This window comes from Haloechinothrix sp. LS1_15 (assembly GCF_033042135.1).
Classification (GTDB): domain Bacteria; phylum Actinomycetota; class Actinomycetes; order Mycobacteriales; family Pseudonocardiaceae; genus Haloechinothrix.
Genome location: NZ_WBXM01000007.1, coordinates 38,546 through 56,850, shown reverse-complemented (window position 1 = coordinate 56,850; position 18,305 = coordinate 38,546). Strand labels below are relative to the sequence as shown.

At 70.2% G+C, this 18,305-nt stretch carries 13 protein-coding genes; 8 read left to right on the top strand and 5 right to left on the bottom strand.

The window, feature by feature from the left end; translation table 11 throughout:
* Window positions 1-11 precede the first annotated feature (11 nt).
* The 8 genes from F8178_RS12315 to F8178_RS12280 all read left to right on the top strand — a co-directional run bounded on the left by F8178_RS12315 (window position 12) and on the right by F8178_RS12280 (window position 10,967).
* Window positions 12-1,568 (top strand): hypothetical protein, encoded by a 1,557-nt coding sequence (locus tag F8178_RS12315; protein ID WP_317494898.1) that lies wholly within the window; start codon window positions 12-14, stop codon window positions 1,566-1,568.
* Window positions 1,565-2,356: a hypothetical protein gene (locus F8178_RS12310; protein WP_317494897.1), complete on the top strand. Its 792-nt coding sequence runs from the start codon at window positions 1,565-1,567 to the stop codon at window positions 2,354-2,356. Before F8178_RS12315 ends, F8178_RS12310 begins: the two co-directional genes overlap by 4 nt.
* 78 nt (window positions 2,357-2,434) lie before the next feature.
* Complete coding sequence (locus F8178_RS12305; RefSeq protein WP_317494896.1) at window positions 2,435-6,997, top strand: hypothetical protein; 4,563 nt, start codon at window positions 2,435-2,437, stop codon at window positions 6,995-6,997.
* Window positions 6,998-7,268: 271 nt separating this feature from the next.
* Window positions 7,269-8,273: a type I glyceraldehyde-3-phosphate dehydrogenase gene (gene gap / locus F8178_RS12300; protein ID WP_317494895.1), complete on the top strand. Its 1,005-nt coding sequence runs from the start codon at window positions 7,269-7,271 to the stop codon at window positions 8,271-8,273.
* Between the two features lie 4 nt (window positions 8,274-8,277).
* Window positions 8,278-9,507, top strand: a complete 1,230-nt coding sequence (locus F8178_RS12295; RefSeq protein WP_317494894.1) for a phosphoglycerate kinase — start codon at window positions 8,278-8,280, stop codon at window positions 9,505-9,507.
* Entirely contained in the window at window positions 9,504-10,289 is a 786-nt protein-coding gene (gene tpiA, locus F8178_RS12290; RefSeq protein ID WP_317494893.1) for a triose-phosphate isomerase, read from the top strand. The genes F8178_RS12295 and tpiA overlap by 4 nt, the downstream gene beginning before the upstream one ends.
* Before the next feature lie 100 nt (window positions 10,290-10,389).
* A complete protein-coding gene (secG, locus tag F8178_RS12285) occupies window positions 10,390-10,620 on the top strand; it encodes a preprotein translocase subunit SecG (RefSeq protein ID WP_317494892.1) in 231 nt (76 codons plus the stop codon).
* 5 nt (window positions 10,621-10,625) lie between these two features.
* Window positions 10,626-10,967, top strand: a complete 342-nt coding sequence (locus tag F8178_RS12280) for an RNA polymerase-binding protein RbpA (protein ID WP_317494891.1) — start codon at window positions 10,626-10,628, stop codon at window positions 10,965-10,967.
* A gap of 37 nt (window positions 10,968-11,004) precedes the next feature.
* Here F8178_RS12280 and F8178_RS12275 read toward each other — a convergent pair whose 3' ends face one another.
* The 5 genes from F8178_RS12275 to tkt form a co-directional block, all read right to left on the bottom strand.
* Complete coding sequence (locus tag F8178_RS12275; RefSeq protein ID WP_317494890.1) at window positions 11,005-11,871, bottom strand: histidine kinase; 867 nt, start codon at window positions 11,869-11,871, stop codon at window positions 11,005-11,007.
* Between the two features lie 275 nt (window positions 11,872-12,146).
* Window positions 12,147-12,926, bottom strand: a complete 780-nt coding sequence (gene pgl, locus F8178_RS12270) for a 6-phosphogluconolactonase (protein WP_317494889.1) — start codon at window positions 12,924-12,926, stop codon at window positions 12,147-12,149.
* Window positions 12,923-14,584: a glucose-6-phosphate isomerase gene (locus F8178_RS12265; RefSeq protein WP_317494888.1), complete on the bottom strand. Its 1,662-nt coding sequence runs from the start codon at window positions 14,582-14,584 to the stop codon at window positions 12,923-12,925. Before F8178_RS12265 ends, pgl begins: the two co-directional genes overlap by 4 nt.
* A 1-nt stretch (window position 14,585) precedes the next feature.
* Window positions 14,586-15,719: a transaldolase gene (gene tal / locus F8178_RS12260; protein WP_317494887.1), complete on the bottom strand. Its 1,134-nt coding sequence runs from the start codon at window positions 15,717-15,719 to the stop codon at window positions 14,586-14,588.
* 82 nt (window positions 15,720-15,801) lie between these two features.
* A complete protein-coding gene (gene tkt / locus F8178_RS12255; protein ID WP_317494886.1) occupies window positions 15,802-17,910 on the bottom strand; it encodes a transketolase in 2,109 nt (702 codons plus the stop codon).
* Window positions 17,911-18,305 lie beyond the last annotated feature (395 nt).

Genomic DNA, 18,305 nt, shown 5'->3' with positions numbered 1-18,305 from the left:
CGTTGCGCGCTGTGCGTGATGATGTGACCGCTCATCCCGGCGGGGCCGGCGCAGTTGACGACGGTCTCGCCCGCCGGTTGAAGGCACTGGCCTGCACTGCGCCGCTGCACGACCTGGATGCGCGGAAGTCGAAGTTGGACTGGGCCGACGCCGGTGTGTACCAGATGGCCGAGATCGCGTTGCACACGATCGACCAGGTCACCGTCGCGATGGACTTCGACACAGGCGCCGATCACGAGCAGATCGTGCAGCGGCTCGTGCCGTTCGTCGCAGCGCAGGCGCCGTCACGCCCGGTGGGCGAGCACGAGCGGGTGGCGCGCTGGGTGCTGGACAACCTGATCAATGTCGGTACGGTCGATCGCGGATTCCGGCATGTGTACGGGGTGGTCGCCGACGACGGTACGTACCAGCGACGGGCCTTCGACTTCAAGCTGCTCGTCGAGGTCGCCACCCCGGCGGGAGAGGTGTACCTGCGCGCCAGCGACGAGGCCATCAACGTGCTGGTCGGGGCGCTCGACACGGATGTGGAGTCCGCTCAGGTCGCCGCCGAGGTGAAGCTGGAGAACCTGATCACGCGGGGCAGGCTCGCCGACGCCAAGCTAGCCGCCGAACAGGCCCGGTACCGCACCGTGCAGTACGGCGAGACGTTGCGCGCCATGCTGGAGGCGACCCGACGCGACGTACGGGCGGTCGACTGGGAGGAGACCATCCCCGAGCTGCTGGATTCCGCGCTGGCGCACATCGAGTCGCGGTTCCGCGCGGAGAACGCGATCCTGCGCAACATCACCGCGGCCCGTGACGAGGCCGAGGATCTCGACCACAAGCGGCACGCCGCCGAGCTGGTCGAGATCGTTTCCGACTGCATCACGCGGCACACCCAGCTACAGGCGCGGTTGCAGGCCGCGGGGGCGACGTTTCGGGCAGAACAGGACAGGCAGGAGTTCTCGGGCCCACCGCGACGTGGCGGGGTGGACCTGTTCGGCCAGTTGCTCGTGCCCGCCCTCGACCTGCCGGTGGCTCGCGCCGTTGGCCCGGTCGAGGCGTACTTTGCGGCTGCGGGTGGTGTCGCGGTACCGGGGTGTGCCACGTTGCCGTCGCTGGTGTCGATGCTGCTGCGTCCCGCGCCCGAACGGGAGACGGTGGTCGGGGAGGTCCCCGAGCCGGAGCTCACTCCGGCTGAGCAACCGACCAGGTTCACAGCGGAGCACGCCGAACAGGCCGACAAGCTGGTCGCGATGCAGCAGCGGCCGGTGCGGCTGTCCGACCTGCTCGCGCAGGCCAGGACCATCGACGCCGACCTGCCTCTGCTCGTGGCACTGCGGGCGGCGCATGCCTACGGCGCCGACGTGGGCACGGCCGTGCGGCAGGGCGAGCAGGCGATCGTGCTCGCCGCCGACGACGGGACACCGCTGGCCGACGAGCGGTTCGGAGGCAGTGACCTGCTGCTGGCCACGGTCGAGGTGGACGCCGCCGGTGCTTCGCACGGCGGGCCCGGCCAGCGGCAGCCGCGCGGCGAGCACGAGGACCAGGACCAGGAGAGCGACGCAGTGCTGGAGGAGGGCAAGTGAGCGGGGTGACGGACACCGAGGCCGCGGCTCGATTGATCGGTTTCGGGTTGCGGCCGAAACAGGTACCCGCCCGTGACACCGCGTACGCCGACCTGGTGCGCAAGTATCAAGCCGATGGCCAGTTCAAGCAGCTGACCCACGCCGTAGCCGCCGGTCTCGGCCTGCTCGTGCTCGAGGTGAACCAGCAGGCCGGTGCGGTACTCGCGGCGGGGGAGGAGTCGGCCTTCGAGATCAAGATGGACAACTACGCTCGCCAGAGCAAGATCAGGGAACGGCGGGAGACCGAGAAGGTCATGCACGGCGTGATCCACCTGGCGACCGCGGCGCTGGCGTTCCCCCGGCCGGATGATCTTGCCAACGACACCTACATCGGAAGGGTGTCGGTCGAGCAGATCGACAGCGTGGTGCGGGAAGCCTGCCGCATCCTTGACGAGCGCGCTGCGCAGGCGGAAAGCAATGGTGACCCGCTCTCCGACGCACCGGAACTGGAGCAAGCGTGGCGGGTCTACGCTCGACGACCGGCGGCGGCAGCGACCAAGGACGGACGGCTCGCTCCGGACACCACCCGTGGCATGATCAGCCGGGCACTACGGTTCCTCGCAGAGCAAGGTTTCCTGGTGCACATCAGCTCGGATCGCGGCGGTACGTACCGCACGACGCCGCGGTACCAGATCCAGGTGCGCGAGCTGGCCGCGGATCGCGCGTTCGGCGAGCTACTCGATCTCGACGTGGTCGCGGTGGCCGACGACGTCGGCACGCTACGTGCCGACACCAGCGAGACGCTCTAGCGGCCTGCCCGGCCACCGGCCATACCCCTGGGACGGTGATCGGGCGAGGAGACGAACAGGGATCAGCGGAGGTAGTCGATGTACGAGCTGTCGCGTGTGCGGTTGCATTCGGTCGGCCCTCCTGGAGCGCGCTACCAGGATGTCGTGCTCGACTTCAGCGGTGCGGGCGAGGTGATCAGCGCTCCCGCGCAGGACGCGCTGTTCAGCGCCGGGGTGCAGCTGTCGGCGGCAGGGGATGCCGACGGCGGGGGCGTGGTACGGCGGCCGTCCCCGGCCAGTGTGCTGTTCCTGGAGAACGGCGGGGGCAAGTCGGTACTGATCAAGCTGATCTTCTCGGTGATGCTGCCCGGCAGGCGTCAAGTGGTCGGCACCACCAGCACCCGGGTGCTGGAGAAGTTCGTCGGAGCCAAGGACGTCGCACACGTGGTGCTCGAGTGGCAGCACACCGGGACCGGCCAGCGGTTGATCACCGGGAAGGTCTCGGAATGGCGGGGGCACGTCGTCTCCTCCGATCCGGCGAACCTGATCGACTCGTGGTACTGCTTCCGGCCGAGCGTGACGCTGAACCTGGACACGCTGCCGCTGACCATCGACGGCAAGCTGCTGACCATGGCGGCGTTCAAGGAACGCCTCGACACCGCGCACAAGGCCGAGCCCGAGGTGGACCTGTTCTGGACCCGCAGGCAGCGCGAGTGGACCGAGCGGCTCGCGCAGCTCGGGCTGGACACCGAGCTGTTCCGCTACCAGCGTGCGATGAACGCCGGTGAGGGCGAGGCGGTGGACGCGTTCGCGTTCCAGACCGACGAAGCGTTCGTGGAGTTCCTGCTCCGTGCCGTGATGGACGAGCAGGCGCCCGCCGACGTGGCCGATGTGTTGGCCAGCTACGCCGACAACCTCGCGCAACGCGGGCAGCTGCAGGTGGAGCGCGATTTCGTGGCAGGCGCACTCGAGCTGCTCGAGCCACTGGTCGAGGCCGCGGATGCCGCGGATGCCGCCAGGCAGGAAGCCGAGGCGTCGCGGCAGCACGCGTCCCGGTTCGCCGCGGCTGTGGTTGCCCGGCGGGAGACCGAGCAGCAGCGGCTCGCCGAGCTGCGGGATCAGGTGGCGGACCTGCGCACCGAGGAACGGTTGGCCGAGGGCGATCATCGCAGGAAGGATGCGGTGGTCACCGAGCTGCGCCGGGTGGTCGCGCTGCTGCGGTTGGACGCCGCCCAGGCTGACGCGGACCGGCTGGCCGAGCAGGTGGCCGAAGCCAGCGTGACTGCACAGGCCTGGCGTGCCACGTCCACGGTGTTGACCCACCTCAATGCGGCGCGCAAAGCCACCGCCACCCGTGACCTGGTTGGCCACCGGCAACAACGCGCGCAGCCCGCGCTCGCCGCGAAGAACGCGGCGGCGACGGCACTGGCCAGAGGTTTGCTGGCGCTGGCAGAGGACGCGGACTCCGGTGCCGAGACGGCGCGGCACGCCGCGGCGGCGGCGCGGGAGGAAGCGAACACCGCGCAGGACCGGCGGGACACGGCCATGGCCACCGCCGCCGAGCACGCCGCGCGCGCCGAGCAGCTGGAATCCCGCATCGGCGAGGTGGAGCAGCGGGTGCGGGATGCCATCGCGGCCGGTGTGCTCGACGATGGCGCGGGCGTTGACGACATCGCAGCCGCCGAGCGCGCCGCGCGGGAGGCCGCCGAGCAGGCCGAGCGGGACCTCACCAGGCATGAGCGGGAACTCGCCGAAGCCGAGACGGAGTACGCCACCGTGAGCAGCGAGCTGCAGGAGGAGCGCAGGCGGCTTGGCACGCTCGAGGCGCGGGAGGGCAGTGCGCAGGCGGAGCTGGACCGGGTCACCGAACGTAACGAGGAGCTGGCAGGCAAGTCACGGCTGGCCGAGTTACTCGGCAGCGAGGACGTGCGGCTGGACGTCGACCTGCCAGCGCTGCTGACCCGGCTCGCCGAAGCGCGCGCCGAGGCCGAGCGCTCGGCCACCGAGTTGCGCATGGCCGAGGCCACCGACGAGCGGGCACTGGCGGCGTTGGGCAGTGGCGGCCTGTTGCCGCCACCGGAGGACGTGCAGCGGGCGCTCGATATCCTCGAGCAGGCGGGGATCACCGCCTGGTCGGGGTTGCGGTACCTGTCGACGTTGCCCGCCGACCGGGCCGACGCTGTGGTGCGTCGCCACCCGCACCTGGTAGGGGGTGTGCTGGTCAACGACCCGTCCCGCATCGAGCGGGCCCGGGAGGTGCTCACGGCCTCGCCGCTGCTTCCCGCTTCGGCGCTGGCGGTCGGCTGCACCGAGGCCGTTTCCGGGCAGGGCGACGAGCTCGCCCCCGGCGCGGAGTTCGTGATCCCGCCGAACCCAGCGTTGTACGACGAGGCCGCGGCCGAGCGGGAACGGACGGCGATCAGCGAGCGGCAGGCCGAGCGCAAGCGGGAGCTGGCGCGGTTGAGCGAGCAGTCGGCCGCGGATGCCGAGCTGGAGTGGCAGCTCCGTTCCTGGCGGGAGGAATGCCCGCCGGGCACGCTGGCCACGCTGACCGAGCGCGCCGCCGATGCGCGCACCGAATGCGAGCAAGCCCAGGTGGCGGTCGAGCGGGCGAGGCAGCGGGTGGACAGCACCGTCACGCGGCGGGACCGGCTTCGCGAGGAACTGCCCGCCAGGCGGGAGACGGCACGCGTGGCGGCCGAGCGGGCGCGCTCGCTTGCCGAGCTGGCCGGTGCCGTCACACGGGTCGCTGAGTGGCGGGACGACGCCAAGGCGGCGCGCGAGCAGGCCGAACGGCGGCAGGCCGAGGCCGCCGACGCCGAAGCGCTGGCCGCGCGGTGGCGTGAGCAGGCGGCCGAGGAGCAGCGCACCGCGGACGGGCATCACCGGACCGCGGCCAGTGCGCGTGCCGAGCTCGCCGAGGTGCCGGGTGGCGGCTCGGTGACCACCGACGACCCGGTTCCCGACGAGCCGGTCGAGGTGCTGCGCCGGAGTCTGGCCGAGGCCGCCGACGCCTACGCCAAGGTCGAGGTGGGTAACGATCTGCGGGCCGAACTGGATCACGCCGAGCAGGCCGAGGCGGCGGCAAGGGCGGAACTGGAAGCCCTCGATCCCGAGGTACGGCAACTGGCGGAGCAGTTGCTGGACTCACCGGACGGTGCGGACGCCGCCTCCCGCGAGGCGGCGCGGCAGCGCGCCGAACGGGAACTCGCGGCGGCGCAGGAACAGCGGGCCGACGCCGTAGCGGCGGTGGCTACGCAGCGCGCCGAGCTGGAGGCCCTGCCCGCCGCGCCTGCCGTGCTCGACGACGTACAACGCCCGGGATCGGTGGCCTACGGCATGGAGCTGATCAGCACGGCGCGGCAGGAAGCGGCGGCGGCGAGCCGGGAGCTCGACGAGGTGCAGCGACGGTTGAGCGAGGCCGAGGAGGTCCTCGCGGCGGCAGAAGCCGCGGCCACCGGCTTTACCATGCTCGCCGAGTCGGTGGTGCCGGTAACCGGCACCGGTCGGGCGAGCGCGGCGATCGCCGAAACGGCGGACGCGGGCAGCAGCGGCGGCCCGGCGGGCACCGGTGGCGGTGCCGCCTGCCAGACAGGTGTCGAGGCGTTCGACGGGGATCTGGACGACGCGCGTGCACGGTGGAGCTCGCTGAGCTCGACGCTGGCCACGGTCGACGAGGCGGTCGCCGCTGCCGACAAGTGGGTCCGGGCGCGAGCCGACGCGCTGGTCTCCTACGCCGCCGAGGAACGTTTCGAGTCGCTGTCGAGCCCGGTACGGCGGCAGATCGTGGCGGTGCGCAGGGACCGGCTCGGCGAGCACGCCGGGGAGTGGATCTCGGCGCTTCGCCCGCGCCTACGCAGCCTCACCGGCGATCTCGAGCACATCGATCGCCACCGCTCCGGGATCGTCACCCGGCTACAGGGCATGGCCGAGGGCGCGCTGCGGCTGTTGCGATCGGCGCAGCGGCTCTCCCGGCTGCCCGACGGGCTCGGCGACTGGTCGGGCAGCGAGTTCCTGCGTATCAGGTTCGCCGAGCCCGACGAGACCATGCTGGTCGAGCAGCTCGGTGAGGTGGTCGACGAGGTCGCGGCCGGTACCGCGCGACAAGGCAGGTCGGGGGAGAAGGACGTCAAGCGGGACGGGATGTCCCTGCTGTTGCGGGCGGTGCGGGCGGCCGTGCCGAAGGGGTTCCACATCGAAGTGCTGAAACCGGACTCGGTGCTGCGTACCGAGCGGCAACGGATCTCGGAGATCAAAGATGTCTTCTCCGGGGGCCAGCAGCTCACCGCCGCCATCGTGCTGTACTGCACGATGGCGGCGCTGCGTGCCAACGATAAGGGTCGTCCGCGCGACTCCCACGCGGGTGTGCTGTTCCTCGACAACCCCATCGGCCGGGCATCGGCCGGTTACCTGCTCGAACTGCAGCGTGCCGTGGCGCGGGCGCTCGGCGTGCAGCTCGTCTACACCACAGGGCTGTTCGACGCGAGCGCGCTGAGCGAGTTCCCGCTGATCATCCGAATGCGTAACGACGCCGACCTGCGTGCGGGCCGCAAGTACCTCTCGGTCGAGGCGACCATGCGGGAGGCGATCGATCAGCTCGGCGAGCCGGACGGGGTGGGGCGGATCTCGGCGACCCGGGTCTACCAGCGTGCGCAGGCGTGACCCACCGCCCGGGCGAGAATGGCCTCCGGGTGGCCGTCACGTACTGAGTGCTGCCGCGGAGCCGGGCTCACGGTCATCTTGATCGATCAACCGGGTTCGGGATAGGCTGCCCGCGCACCCGGCGCCGTGGGTGAGGGCCGGTCGGATCCGCGCTGGCCATCACGCTAGGGTAGCGGCTGGGTTCGGCTGGCGTGGGCCGAGCGTGCGTAGCCGCCGAGCGGCATCGTGTGAACCCCGCACATGACCCCGCACAGACAAGGAGAGCAGAGCAGTGACGGTTCGTGTAGGTGTGAACGGCTTCGGCCGGATCGGCCGGAACTTCTTCAGGGCCGTGCAAGCGAGCGGTCAGGACATCGAGGTGGTCGCCTTCAACGATCTCGGTGATGTCGCCACGATGGCGCACCTGCTCGCCTATGACAGCGTGCTCGGCAGGCTCGACTCCGATGTGGCGGCTACCGAAGATGGCATTCGCGTGGGTGGCACGACCATCAAGGCATTCGCCGAGCGGGATCCTGCCAACCTGCCGTGGGGCGATCTCGGGGTCGACGTGGTCGTCGAGTCGACCGGGCTGTTCACCCAGGCCGACGCCGCGCGCAAGCACGTCGAGGCGGGCGCACGCAAGGTGATCATCTCCGCACCGGCCAAGGGGGAGGACCTCACGGTCGTGCTCGGCGTGAACGACGACCAGTACGACGGCACACAGACGATCATCTCCAACGCCTCGTGCACCACCAACTGCCTCGGTCCGCTCGCCAAGGTGTTGCACGAGAACTTCGGCATCGAGCACGGCTTGATGACCACGATCCACGCCTACACCGCCGACCAGAACCTGCAGGACGGCCCGCACAAGGATCTCCGCCGCGCCCGTGCCGCCGGGCTGAACATCGTGCCGACCAGCACCGGTGCCGCCAAGGCGATCGGCCTGGTGATGCCCGAGCTCAACGGTAAGCTCGACGGGTACGCGCTGCGGGTGCCGGTGCCCACCGGATCCACGACGGACCTGACGGCCACGCTGCGCAACGAGGCCACCATCGAGGACGTCAACGCGGCGTTCAAGGCGGCCGCGGACGGCCCGCTCAAGGGGATCCTGCGCTACAGCGAGGAGCCGCTGGTGTCCACCGATATCGTGACCGACCCGGCATCCACCATCTTCGACGCCCCGCTGACCAACGTGGTCGGCAACCAGGTCAAGGTGGTCGGCTGGTACGACAACGAGTGGGGTTACTCCAACCGGCTCGTCGACCTGGTTACCCTCGTCGGCTCGAAGCTGTCCTGACGTGATGAGTGCTGTCACGACAGTCGACGACCTGATCGCCGCCGGGGTGCGCGGCAGGGGTGTGCTCGTACGCGCCGACCTGAACGTCCCGTTGGAGACCTCGGGCCCGGCGCCCGAGGTCACCGACGACGGCAGGATCCGTGCCGCGCTGCCCACCGTGCGGCGGCTGCTGGATGCAGGTGCGCGCGTGGTGGTGGCCGCCCACCTCGGTAGGCCGAAGGGTGAGCCCGAGCCGCGGTACTCGCTCGCACCGGTGGCCGCGCGTATGGCGGAGCTGCTCGACGAGCGAGTGCCGCTGGCAGGCGATGTGGTGGGTGACTCGGCGAAGGCCACCGTGTCAGGGCTGGCAGACGGCGAGGTGGCGCTGCTGGAGAACGTGCGCTTCGACCCGAGGGAGACCAGCAAGGACGCCGGCGAACGAGCCGAGCTGGCAGCGGAGCTGGCGGCGCTGGTCGGCACCGACGGCGCGTTCGTCTCGGACGGCTTCGGGGTGGTGCACCGCAAGCAGGCCTCTGTGTACGACGTCGGGCACGTGTTGCCGGCCTACGCTGGTGATCTGGTGCTGGCCGAGGTGTCGGTGCTGCGCGGCCTGACCGGGGATCCAGCACGCCCGTACGCGGTGGTGCTCGGGGGCTCCAAGGTCTCGGACAAGCTCGGCGTGATCGACGCGTTGCTGCCGAAGGTGGATACCCTGCTGGTAGGCGGCGGAATGTGCTTCACGTTCCTCGCCGCCCGCGGTTACGACGTGGGGGACTCGCTGGTCGAGCGCGACATGATCGACGAGTGCAAGCGCCTCTTGAACGAGGGCGGATCGGCGTTGGTGCTGCCGACGGACGTGGTCGCCGCGGACGCCTTCGCCGCGGACGCCGCCACCCGCGTGGTGCCCGCGGAGGCCATCCCGGCTGGCTGGATGGGACTGGACATCGGCCCGGATTCGGTGCGGGCCTTCACCGAGGCGCTCGAGCCCGCACGCACGGTGTTCTGGAACGGCCCCATGGGTGTGTTCGAGATGAGCCCGTTCGCAGAGGGAACCAAGCAGATCGCTCGAGCCATCGCCGGGAGTGAGGCGTTCAGCGTGGTCGGTGGCGGCGATTCTGCAGCCGCGGTGCGTACCTTCGGCCTGGCAGAGGAAAGCTTCGGACACATATCCACCGGCGGGGGCGCCTCGCTGGAATACCTCGAGGGCAAGGAACTGCCCGGTGTCGCTGTACTCGAAGGAGGGGGCGTCGCGTGACGACCAAGCCGCTCATCGCAGGCAACTGGAAGATGAACCTGAACCACCTCGAGGCCATCGCCCTCGTGCAGAAGATCGCGTTCACGCTTCCGAAGAAGTACCTGGAGAACGTGGATGTCGCCGTGCTCCCGCCGTTCACCGACATCCGCAGCGTGCAGACCCTGATCGAGGGCGACAAGCTGGCCATCCTGCACGGCGCGCAGGACGTGTCCGCGCACGAGTCCGGCGCCTACACCGGCGAGGTGTCCGCGGCCATGCTTGCCAAGCTGGGCTGTACCTATGTGGTGGTCGGGCATTCCGAGCGCCGGGAGCACCACGGCGAATCCGACGACCTGATCAACGCGAAGGTACGCATCGCGCTGAAGCACGGGCTGACACCCATCCTGTGTGTCGGCGAGCCCCTCGAGGTGCGCGAGGACGGGCGGCAGCTCGACCACACCACCGAGCAGCTGTCCGCTGCCCTGCGGCGGGTCTCCGCCGAGCAGGCGGGCCAGTGCGTCATCGCCTACGAGCCGGTCTGGGCGATCGGGACCGGACGGGTGGCCACCCCCGCCGACGCGGAGGAGGTCTGTGCCGCGCTACGTGACACGCTCACCACGAAGTACGGCGAGGAAACCAGCGCGGGCATCCGCATCCTGTACGGCGGTTCGGTGAAGTCCAGTAACATCGCCGACCTGGTACAGCAGCCCAATATCAACGGGGCGTTGGTGGGTGGTGCCAGCCTGGACGCCGACGAGTTCACCAAGCTGTGCGCCATGGCGGCGGGCGGGCCATTACCGTGACGGGCCCGACACCGGCGACGGTCATGTCGGGTAACCTGGAAGGCGGCTCGGTGCGGTAGCGCCCGGCCGGATGGCGTGCACTTCCAACCGTGAGGACGACATGGAATTCTTCCTGAGGGCCCTGCTGGTTGTCAGCAGCATCAGCCTGATCGCGGCGGTGCTGCTGCACAAGGGACGCGGCGGCGGGCTGTCGTCGTTGTTCGGCGGTGGCACCCAGTCGAGTCTCGCAGGCTCGAGCATGGCGGAGAAGAACCTGGACCGGATCACGCTGGCCATCGGTGCGGTCTGGCTGATCAGCATCACCGGTGTCGGCCTGATGATGAAGGTCTGAGGCGCATGGTCGACGGTCACGCCATTCGCGGATCCAAGGTAGGATCCGGCCCGGCAGGGGAAGCCGAGCGGGGAGAGGTCGCCCCGCGCCACACGGTCTCGTACTGGTGCGCCAGGGGGCACGAGTCGACGCCGGCGTTCGCCGCCGACGTCGAGGTACCCGCCGAGTGGGAATGCCAGCGCTGCGGCCTGCCCGCGGGCCGCGACCGCCGGAATCCGCCGACCGAGCCGCGCAGCGAGCCCTACAAGTCACACTTCGCCTACGTGCAGGAACGCCGTAGCAAAGAGGAAGGCGAGGCGATCCTCGCCGAGGCACTGGAGCGGCTCCGGGAACGCCGCGGGCGCTGACGCAGCGTCCGGCGCGCGGCTGGGCGGCGCCTGCGAGCTACCGGCGCATCGTGTCGATCGGATAGCGCGCGGTGACCTCAAAGCCACCGTCGTCAGTGGAACGGGCATGAAACCTGCCGCCGAGCAGCAGCGCCCGCTCGGCGAGGCCGGCCAGCCCGTGACCGCCGGAAGGTAACGGTGCGCCTGCCGCGGTAGGGGGTGTGTTGCGCACCTCTACCCGTACCGCCTCGCCGTCATAGCCAATACGGACCGTGGCCGTCGCGCCAGGGGCGTGTTTGCGGGCATTGATCAGTGCTTCCTGCACAGTGCGGTACACCGCGATGGTCACCGGCTCGGGCACATCCTGCGGCAACGGATCCCGGTGAAACCGGGTGACCACGCCGACGGCCTCAGCGAGGCATTCCAGTCGGGAGAGATCGTGGCACCCGTCCCTGGGTTCAGCGCCTGCGCGCAGCATGCTGATCACCGCCCGCAACTCGTCCAGTGTCCGGTTGCTCAACTGGCTGATGACCCCGGCGGTCTCCCTGGCTGCCTCGACCGTGCCCGCGGACTCCAGCGCGTTGGCCTGCATCGTGATAAGCGTGATGTCGTGGGCCACCACGTCATGCATATCCCGTGCCAGCCGGGCACGTTCCTCAGCGGCGACCTGCTGGCGCTGCTCCTCCTGCCAGGCGGCGCGGTCACGTTCGAGTTCGGCGACACGGCGCCGGAGCAGGCGCAGCCGGTGGGTCAGCACCCCGATGACGCAGGCGGATGCCGCCACCAGCAGGGGGAGCCCGATGGTCAGCAGCCAGTCGCGCCACGAGCCGCCCGGCAGGGCCAGCTGTACCAGGGTGGCCCCCGCGATCGTGGCCATGGCGAGCACCGCGTATCCGAGGTAGGTCCGGTACGCGCGGCGCCGCACGATCGCACGGGCGGTTCGCTGCCGTGGTATCGCTCGACGACGATCAATCCCGATGTTCTGTTGGAACGGTGACATGGCGAGTCCGTTCGTAAGCACTGCGACAGGCCTCCGGTTCTCACCTGACTGGTGGGTCTCCTACAGGGAAGGAGCCGATCCAGGGGCCTGCGGGACGCGCAGCGCGTCACTCCGCTCGATTCCTGTGCTTATGCAAACGAATGGGAACGGCAGCCGGGCGTCGTGTGGCACACCGAACCCGGCAGAGCAGGTGTGTCTGATCAGAGCAGGTGTGTCTGATCCAACTCGGGCAGCGCCGATGCGGCGCCGGCATCCAGGAGCCACCGGGTACGCGACCGGCCACGTGCCCCGGCCACCGGCAGGTTGACTTCGTCCGCGCCGGTATAAGCCGCGGCGAGGACGTCCGCCTTCGCCTCGCCCGCCGTGACGATCCACACCTCGCGCGCCAGTCGGATCGCGGGCAAGGTCAGCGACACCCTGGTAGGAGGCGGCTTGGGGCAGTCACGCACGGCGGTGACCAGGTGATCGGTGTCGCGGGCCGCTGGTGAGGACGGGAAGATCGACGCCACGTGTCCCTCGCCGCCCACGCCGAGCAGCAGCAGGTCGAACATCGGCGCGCCGGTGCGGTGCTCGCCGCGCGCCTGCCGGTCGAGTACCTCCGCGTACCACGCGGCCGCCGCGCCCACATCGTCCCCACACCACCCGTCGGAGGGGGGCATGGCATGGATGCGGCCGGGATCGACATCGACGTGATCGAGCAGGGCCTCGCGGGCCTGCTTCTCGTTGCGTTCCCCATCGTCCCGTGGCACGAACCGCTCGTCGCCCCAGTACACGTCGAGCCGACCCCAGTCGATGGCGTCCCTGGCGGCACAGCGGCGCAGCGCGTCGAGCACGGCGATACCGATCCCGCCGCCGGTCAGCACCACCGATGCTGACCCTGTGGCCGACTGCACGTCCGTCAGCGTGGTGACCATGCGGGCTGCGCAGGCCGCGGCCAGTACGTCAGCGTCCGGGTAGACGACGACCTGTGGTGCGGTCATAGGCCCTCGATGGCGCGGATCAGCTGCGCGAGTCCCGCGGCCCTGTCGGTCAGGTGCAGCCGCAGCACCGGAAACCCGCGTTCGGTGAGGACCCGGCCGTCCCCGACGGCTTGCGCCAGCTGGAGTTCGCCGAGGGTGTAGGGCATGCCCGGCACCGCCAGATCCCGCTCTGCCTGCCCGGTGATTTGCAGGAAACTGCCGTTGGGATGTCCGCCCTTGTGGTACTGCCCCGTCGAGTGCAGGAACCGTGGGCCCCACCCGAAGGTGACGTGGGCCGGAACGCGCCTGGCCAGCTCCGGTCGCAGCAGCGATGCCGAGGCGTCGTCGAGACGGTCGAGATACGCGTGTACCGCCAGGTAGCCTCCGTGCCGCACAGTGGCGAGGAACGTGCGTAACACGCCGTCGAGATCGTCTGGAGTAGCGTCGGTCCCCGCGTTGCCGTACACCTCGACCGCGCCGACGGCCAGCAGCAGCGGCGTCTCGCCCGCTCGGGCTCCGGAGGCAGCGTCCGCATCACCGGAGTCACCGCTGTCCAGCAGTGCCCGTGCCGCCTGCTTGGCGGCCTCGACGTCGGGCTGATCGAACGGGTTGACACCCAGCAGGCGCCCCACGATCGCGGTGGCGTACTCCCAAAGCAGGAACTGAGCGCCCAGCGGCCCCTCGGTGGCCACCGCGGCACCGCGCCGGGCCGGGCCGATCGCGACCGGTGTCGCGTCAGAACCCGGCATCTGGAACGCCGGTGCGTCGATGCTTTCCACCACAACCGGCAGCAGACCGGTGCCCTGCTTGCCGGTGGACTCCGCCAGCAGCTGCTCGATCCAGTCGCCGAAGCCGGTGAGCGCACCGGGGCCACCGAGGTCGGAGTTGGTCAGCACGACCTTCTCCGCGCCCTCGAGGTGTGCGGCGGCCAGCGCCGCAGCCAAGCGGTGCGCGGGATTGTCAGGGGAATCGGCCGACAGCGCCTCGGCAGCCGCTGCCGCCTGGTCCAGCATCCGGGCGATATCCGCTCCCGCGAGTCCCGCGGGCACCAGCCCGAACGCGGACAGCGCGGAGTACCGGCCACCGACGTGCGGATCGGCAAGGAAGGCCCTGCGGTACCCCTCGCGCTCGGCCAACTCGGCCAGCGGGGTGCCCGGATCGGTGACCACGATGATCCGGCTAGCCGGGTCGATACCTTCTTCGGCGAAGGCGTCGACGAATACCCGCCGGTGGCTGTCGGTCTCCACCGTGCCGCCGGACTTCGAGGAGACCACCAGCACGGTCCTGGCCAGCTCCCCTGCCAGCGCGTCGGCAACCTGGCCGGGGTCGGTGGTGTCCAGTACGGTCAGCGCCACCCCTTCGGTCTTGGCGATCACCTCGGGGGCGAGTGACGAGCCGCCCATCCCCGCCAGTACGACCCGGTCGATGCCCTCGTCGAGGAGCTGCTCGCGCAGCGTGGCGATCTCCCCGATGAGCGGGCGGGAGCTCTGGTGCAGCGCCGTCCATCCAAGCCGTATGGCGGCCTCGTCCCGCGCCTGTTCGCCCCATAGCCCAGGATCCTGCGCGGTCAGCCGGGAAGCCACGCGGTCGGTGACCAGCTCGGCGATCAACGGCTGGGCAGCGGCGTCCAGTCCGGTGCTGGCGATGGTGACGGCGTTGATCTCGCTGACCTCACCCATGTCAGCGGCCGCTTCCCGCGTCGCCTGCCGCGGCAGCCAGCTCGGCTCGCACGGTGTCGAGCAGCTCGGCCCAGGATTTCTCGAACTTGGCCACCCCTTCGTCCTCGAGGGTGACGAACACGTCGTCGAGATCCACACCCACGGCACGCAGCCCGTCGAATACGGCACGGGCCTGCTGCTCGGTACCGGTCACCACGTCACCGGCGATCTCGGCGGACTCGGCCACCGCGTGCAGGGTGTCTTCCGGCATGGTGTTCACGGTGCCGGGCACGACCAGCTCGTCGACGTACCGGGTGGGACGGTATGCCGGATCCTTGACTCCGGTGGAGGCCCACAGCGGCCGCTGTGGGCGCGCGCCTGCCGCTGCCAGCCGCTGCCAGCGCTGTTCGCCGAAGAGCTCGGTGTAGGTGGCATACGCCAGCTGGGCATTGGCGATCGCCGCGGTGCCGAGCAGGTCCGTGGCGCGCTCGGCATCGCCTGCTCGCAGGCGCTTGTCCACCTCGGTGTCCACGCGGGAGACGAAGAACGAGGCGACCGAGGCGACCGAGGCGAGGTCGTGGCCGTTGTCGGCGGCCTGCTCCAGCCCCGCGAAGAACGCTTCGATGACCTCGCGGTACCGCTCGACGGAGAAGATCAGCGTGACGTTCACGCTGATTCCCTCAGCCAGTGTGCGGGTGATCGCGGGTAGCCCTTCGCGAGTCGCCGGGATCTTGACGAGCAGGTTGGGCCGGTCGACCACCTTGGCCAGCTCAGCGGCCTCGGCCACGGTGGCTTCGGTGTCCCGTGCCAGGCGCGGATCCACCTCGATGGAGACCCGCCCGTCGACACCACCGGTGCTCTGGTAGACGTCGCGGAAGACGTCGCAGGCCTCCCGGACATCGCTGGTGGTGATCTCACGGACCGCGGTGTCCACGTCCGCGCCCCTGGTGGCCAATTCCCGGACCTGGTCACGATAGGCGGCCCCGGAGGCCAACGCACCGGCGAAGATCGTCGGGTTCGTGGTGACACCGGTGAGGTGGTAGTCGCGGATGAACTTGGTCAGCTGCCCCGACCGCAGCCGTTCGCGCGAGAGGTCGTCGAGCCAGATCGATACGCCGTGTGCGGCGAGCTGGCCGAGTCGGTCGGTCGTCGTCATGGGGTACGGGCTCCCTTCCGTTCGTAGGGCAGCTCGGTGTCGCGGGCCTGCCGGGCCCGAGTCCCGGACGGCCTCGAGGCCCTTACTGGCCAGTGTTGCCGATACTGCGTCGCGCGGCATCGGCGACTGCCTCGGCGGTGAAACCGAACTCGTGGAACAGGGTCTGGTAGTCGGCCGAGGCGCCGAAGTGTTCCAGGGAGACGATCTCGCCGGTGGCACCGACCAGCCGGTGCCATGGCTGCGCGATACCGGCTTCCACCGCCACGCGGGCGTGCACGCGGGAGGGGAGGACATGCTCGCGGTAGGCGGGGTCCTGCTGGTCGAACCACTCGACGCAGGGCATGGACACCACACGTGCGGCGATTCCCTCGCTGGTGAGCTGCTCGCGCGCGGCGACCGCCAGCTGGACCTCGGAACCGGTGGCGATGAGGATCACATCCGGCTCGGTGTCGCCTGCGGGGTCGTCGGTGAGGATGTAGCCGCCCCTGGCCACGCCCTCGGCGCTGGTGCCGTCGAGCACCGGCACGTTCTGGCGGGTCAGAGCCAGCCCGGTCGGTGCGTCGGTGATCTCCAGGGCGCGCCGCCACGCCGCCGCGGTCTCGTTCGCATCAGCCGGGCGTACCACGTTGAGGCCGGGGATGGCCCGCAGCGACGCCAAGTGCTCGACGGGCTGGTGCGTGGGCCCGTCCTCGCCGAGGCCGATCGAATCGTGTGTCCAGACGTAGGTCACCGGCAGCCGCATCAGTGCGGACAGCCGGACTGCGGGACGCATGTAGTCGGAAAAGATCAAAAACGTGGCGCCGTACGGGCGGGTGTGGCCGTGCAGCGCGATCCCGTTGCAGATCGCGGCCATCGCGTGCTCGCGAACGCCGAAGTGCAGGTTACGGCCGTAGGGCTGGGCCGTGAACAGCTTCGTGCTGGCACTGGACGGGCCGAACGAGTCGGCATCGGGGATCAGGGAATTGTTGCTTTCCGCCAGATCGGCCGAGCCGCCCCACAGCTCCGGCAGCACCTCGCCGAGGGCGGCCAGCACGGCGCCCGAGGCCTTGCGGGTGGCGATGCCCTTGGCATCGGGTTCCCACGAGGGCAGCGCCTCGGTCCAGCCGGTGGGCAGCTCGCGCGCGGCGAGGCGCTCGGCCAGCTGCTTGCGCTCCGGGTTGGCGGCCGCCCAGTCGGCGTAGCGCTGCTCCCAGTCCGTCCTGGCCCGCTTGCCCCGCTCGGCGACATCGCGCACGTGCGCCAACACCTCGTCGGCCACGGCGAAGTCCTGCTCGGGATCGAAGCCGAGGACCCGCTTGACCGCGGCGACCTCCTCGGTGCCCAGCGCGGCGCCATGGGCCTTGCCGGTGTTCATCAGCTTCGGCGCGGGGTAGCCGATCACGGTCCGCAGCACGATCAACGAGGGCCGCTCGGTCTCGGCCTTCGCCGCCTCGACGGCGGCCTCGAAGCCTGCCACGTCCTCGCCGGAGGAGACGACCTGGACGTGCCAGCCATAGGCCGCGTAGCGGGCGGCGGTGTCCTCGTCCAGTGCAATCGCGGTGTCGTCCTCGATGGAGATCTGGTTGTCGTCGTAGATCACCACCAGGTTGCCCAGCTGCTGACGGCCGGCCAACGAGGACGCCTCGGAGGTGACACCCTCCTCGATATCACCGTCCGAGGCGATCACGTAGACGTGATGGTCGAAGATGCTCTGCCCTGCGGGCGTATCCGGGTCGAACAGTCCGCGCTCGCGGCGGGCGGCCATGGCCATCCCCACGGCGTTGGCCAGCCCCTGCCCGAGCGGGCCCGTCGTGGTCTCCACCCCGGCGGTGTGCCCGTACTCGGGATGACCCGGGGTGTGCGAACCCCACCGGCGCAACCGCATGAGGTCGTCGAGCTCCAGCCCGTACCCGGCGAAGAACAGCTGGATATACAACGTGAGGCTGGAATGGCCAGCCGAGAGCACGAACCGGTCCCGACCCCGCCACGAGGGGTCAGACGGGTCGTGGCGCATCACACGCTGGAACAGCGTGTACGCCGCAGGCGCCAGGCTCATCGCCGTGCCAGGGTGACCGCTGCCACAGTGCTGCACCGCATCGGCCGCCAACACCCGAGCGGTATCCACCGCCCTGGTGTCGAGCTCGGTCCAGTCCTCCGGCAGCCGCTGACGCAGGCGCGGGTCATCGTCGGCAAGGGTGGTGGTCTCCGACACTGGTTTCCTTACTCTCGCTGTCGCGGTTCGTTACGTGTGCCGTCGCGCTCGTCGAGGCTGATCGGTGGGTGTGGGGGAGGGCACAGTACTACACAACGCTGCTACACAACGTCGCACAGCGCTATTCAGCGCTGCGGAGGCGCCGGACACCCGCGCCAGCCTAGCGGTTGTCCGGTGTGCACCCGTGCGCCCCGAGCCGGAGCACCCACCGCAGATCGTACTCGATGCCGTGATTACCATGTTTGAGCGAAAGCCGAGGCAGTTGCGCGGGCGGCGCGGGCGGTGGGGTCATCGTGGTACGCGTCGCGGCGTTCGGCAGGACGAGACACTGCGAGGCGCGGTGAGATCCCGACAGGCCCCAGAGGGCCCCGCGGATCGTGCGGGCCCCGGAAGAA

Coding starts and splice junctions, on each gene's coding strand:
- tal (WP_317494887.1), bottom strand. CDS start 15,719: ATGACGACGACCGACCGACTCGGCCAGCTCGCCGCACACGGCGTATCG.
- pgl (WP_317494889.1), bottom strand. CDS start 12,926: ATGACCGCACCACAGGTCGTCGTCTACCCGGACGCTGACGTACTGGCC.
- F8178_RS12280 (WP_317494891.1), top strand. CDS start 10,626: ATGGTCGACGGTCACGCCATTCGCGGATCCAAGGTAGGATCCGGCCCG.
- F8178_RS12295 (WP_317494894.1), top strand. CDS start 8,278: ATGAGTGCTGTCACGACAGTCGACGACCTGATCGCCGCCGGGGTGCGC.
- secG (WP_317494892.1), top strand. CDS start 10,390: ATGGAATTCTTCCTGAGGGCCCTGCTGGTTGTCAGCAGCATCAGCCTG.
- F8178_RS12265 (WP_317494888.1), bottom strand. CDS start 14,584: ATGGGTGAGGTCAGCGAGATCAACGCCGTCACCATCGCCAGCACCGGA.
- F8178_RS12305 (WP_317494896.1), top strand. CDS start 2,435: ATGTACGAGCTGTCGCGTGTGCGGTTGCATTCGGTCGGCCCTCCTGGA.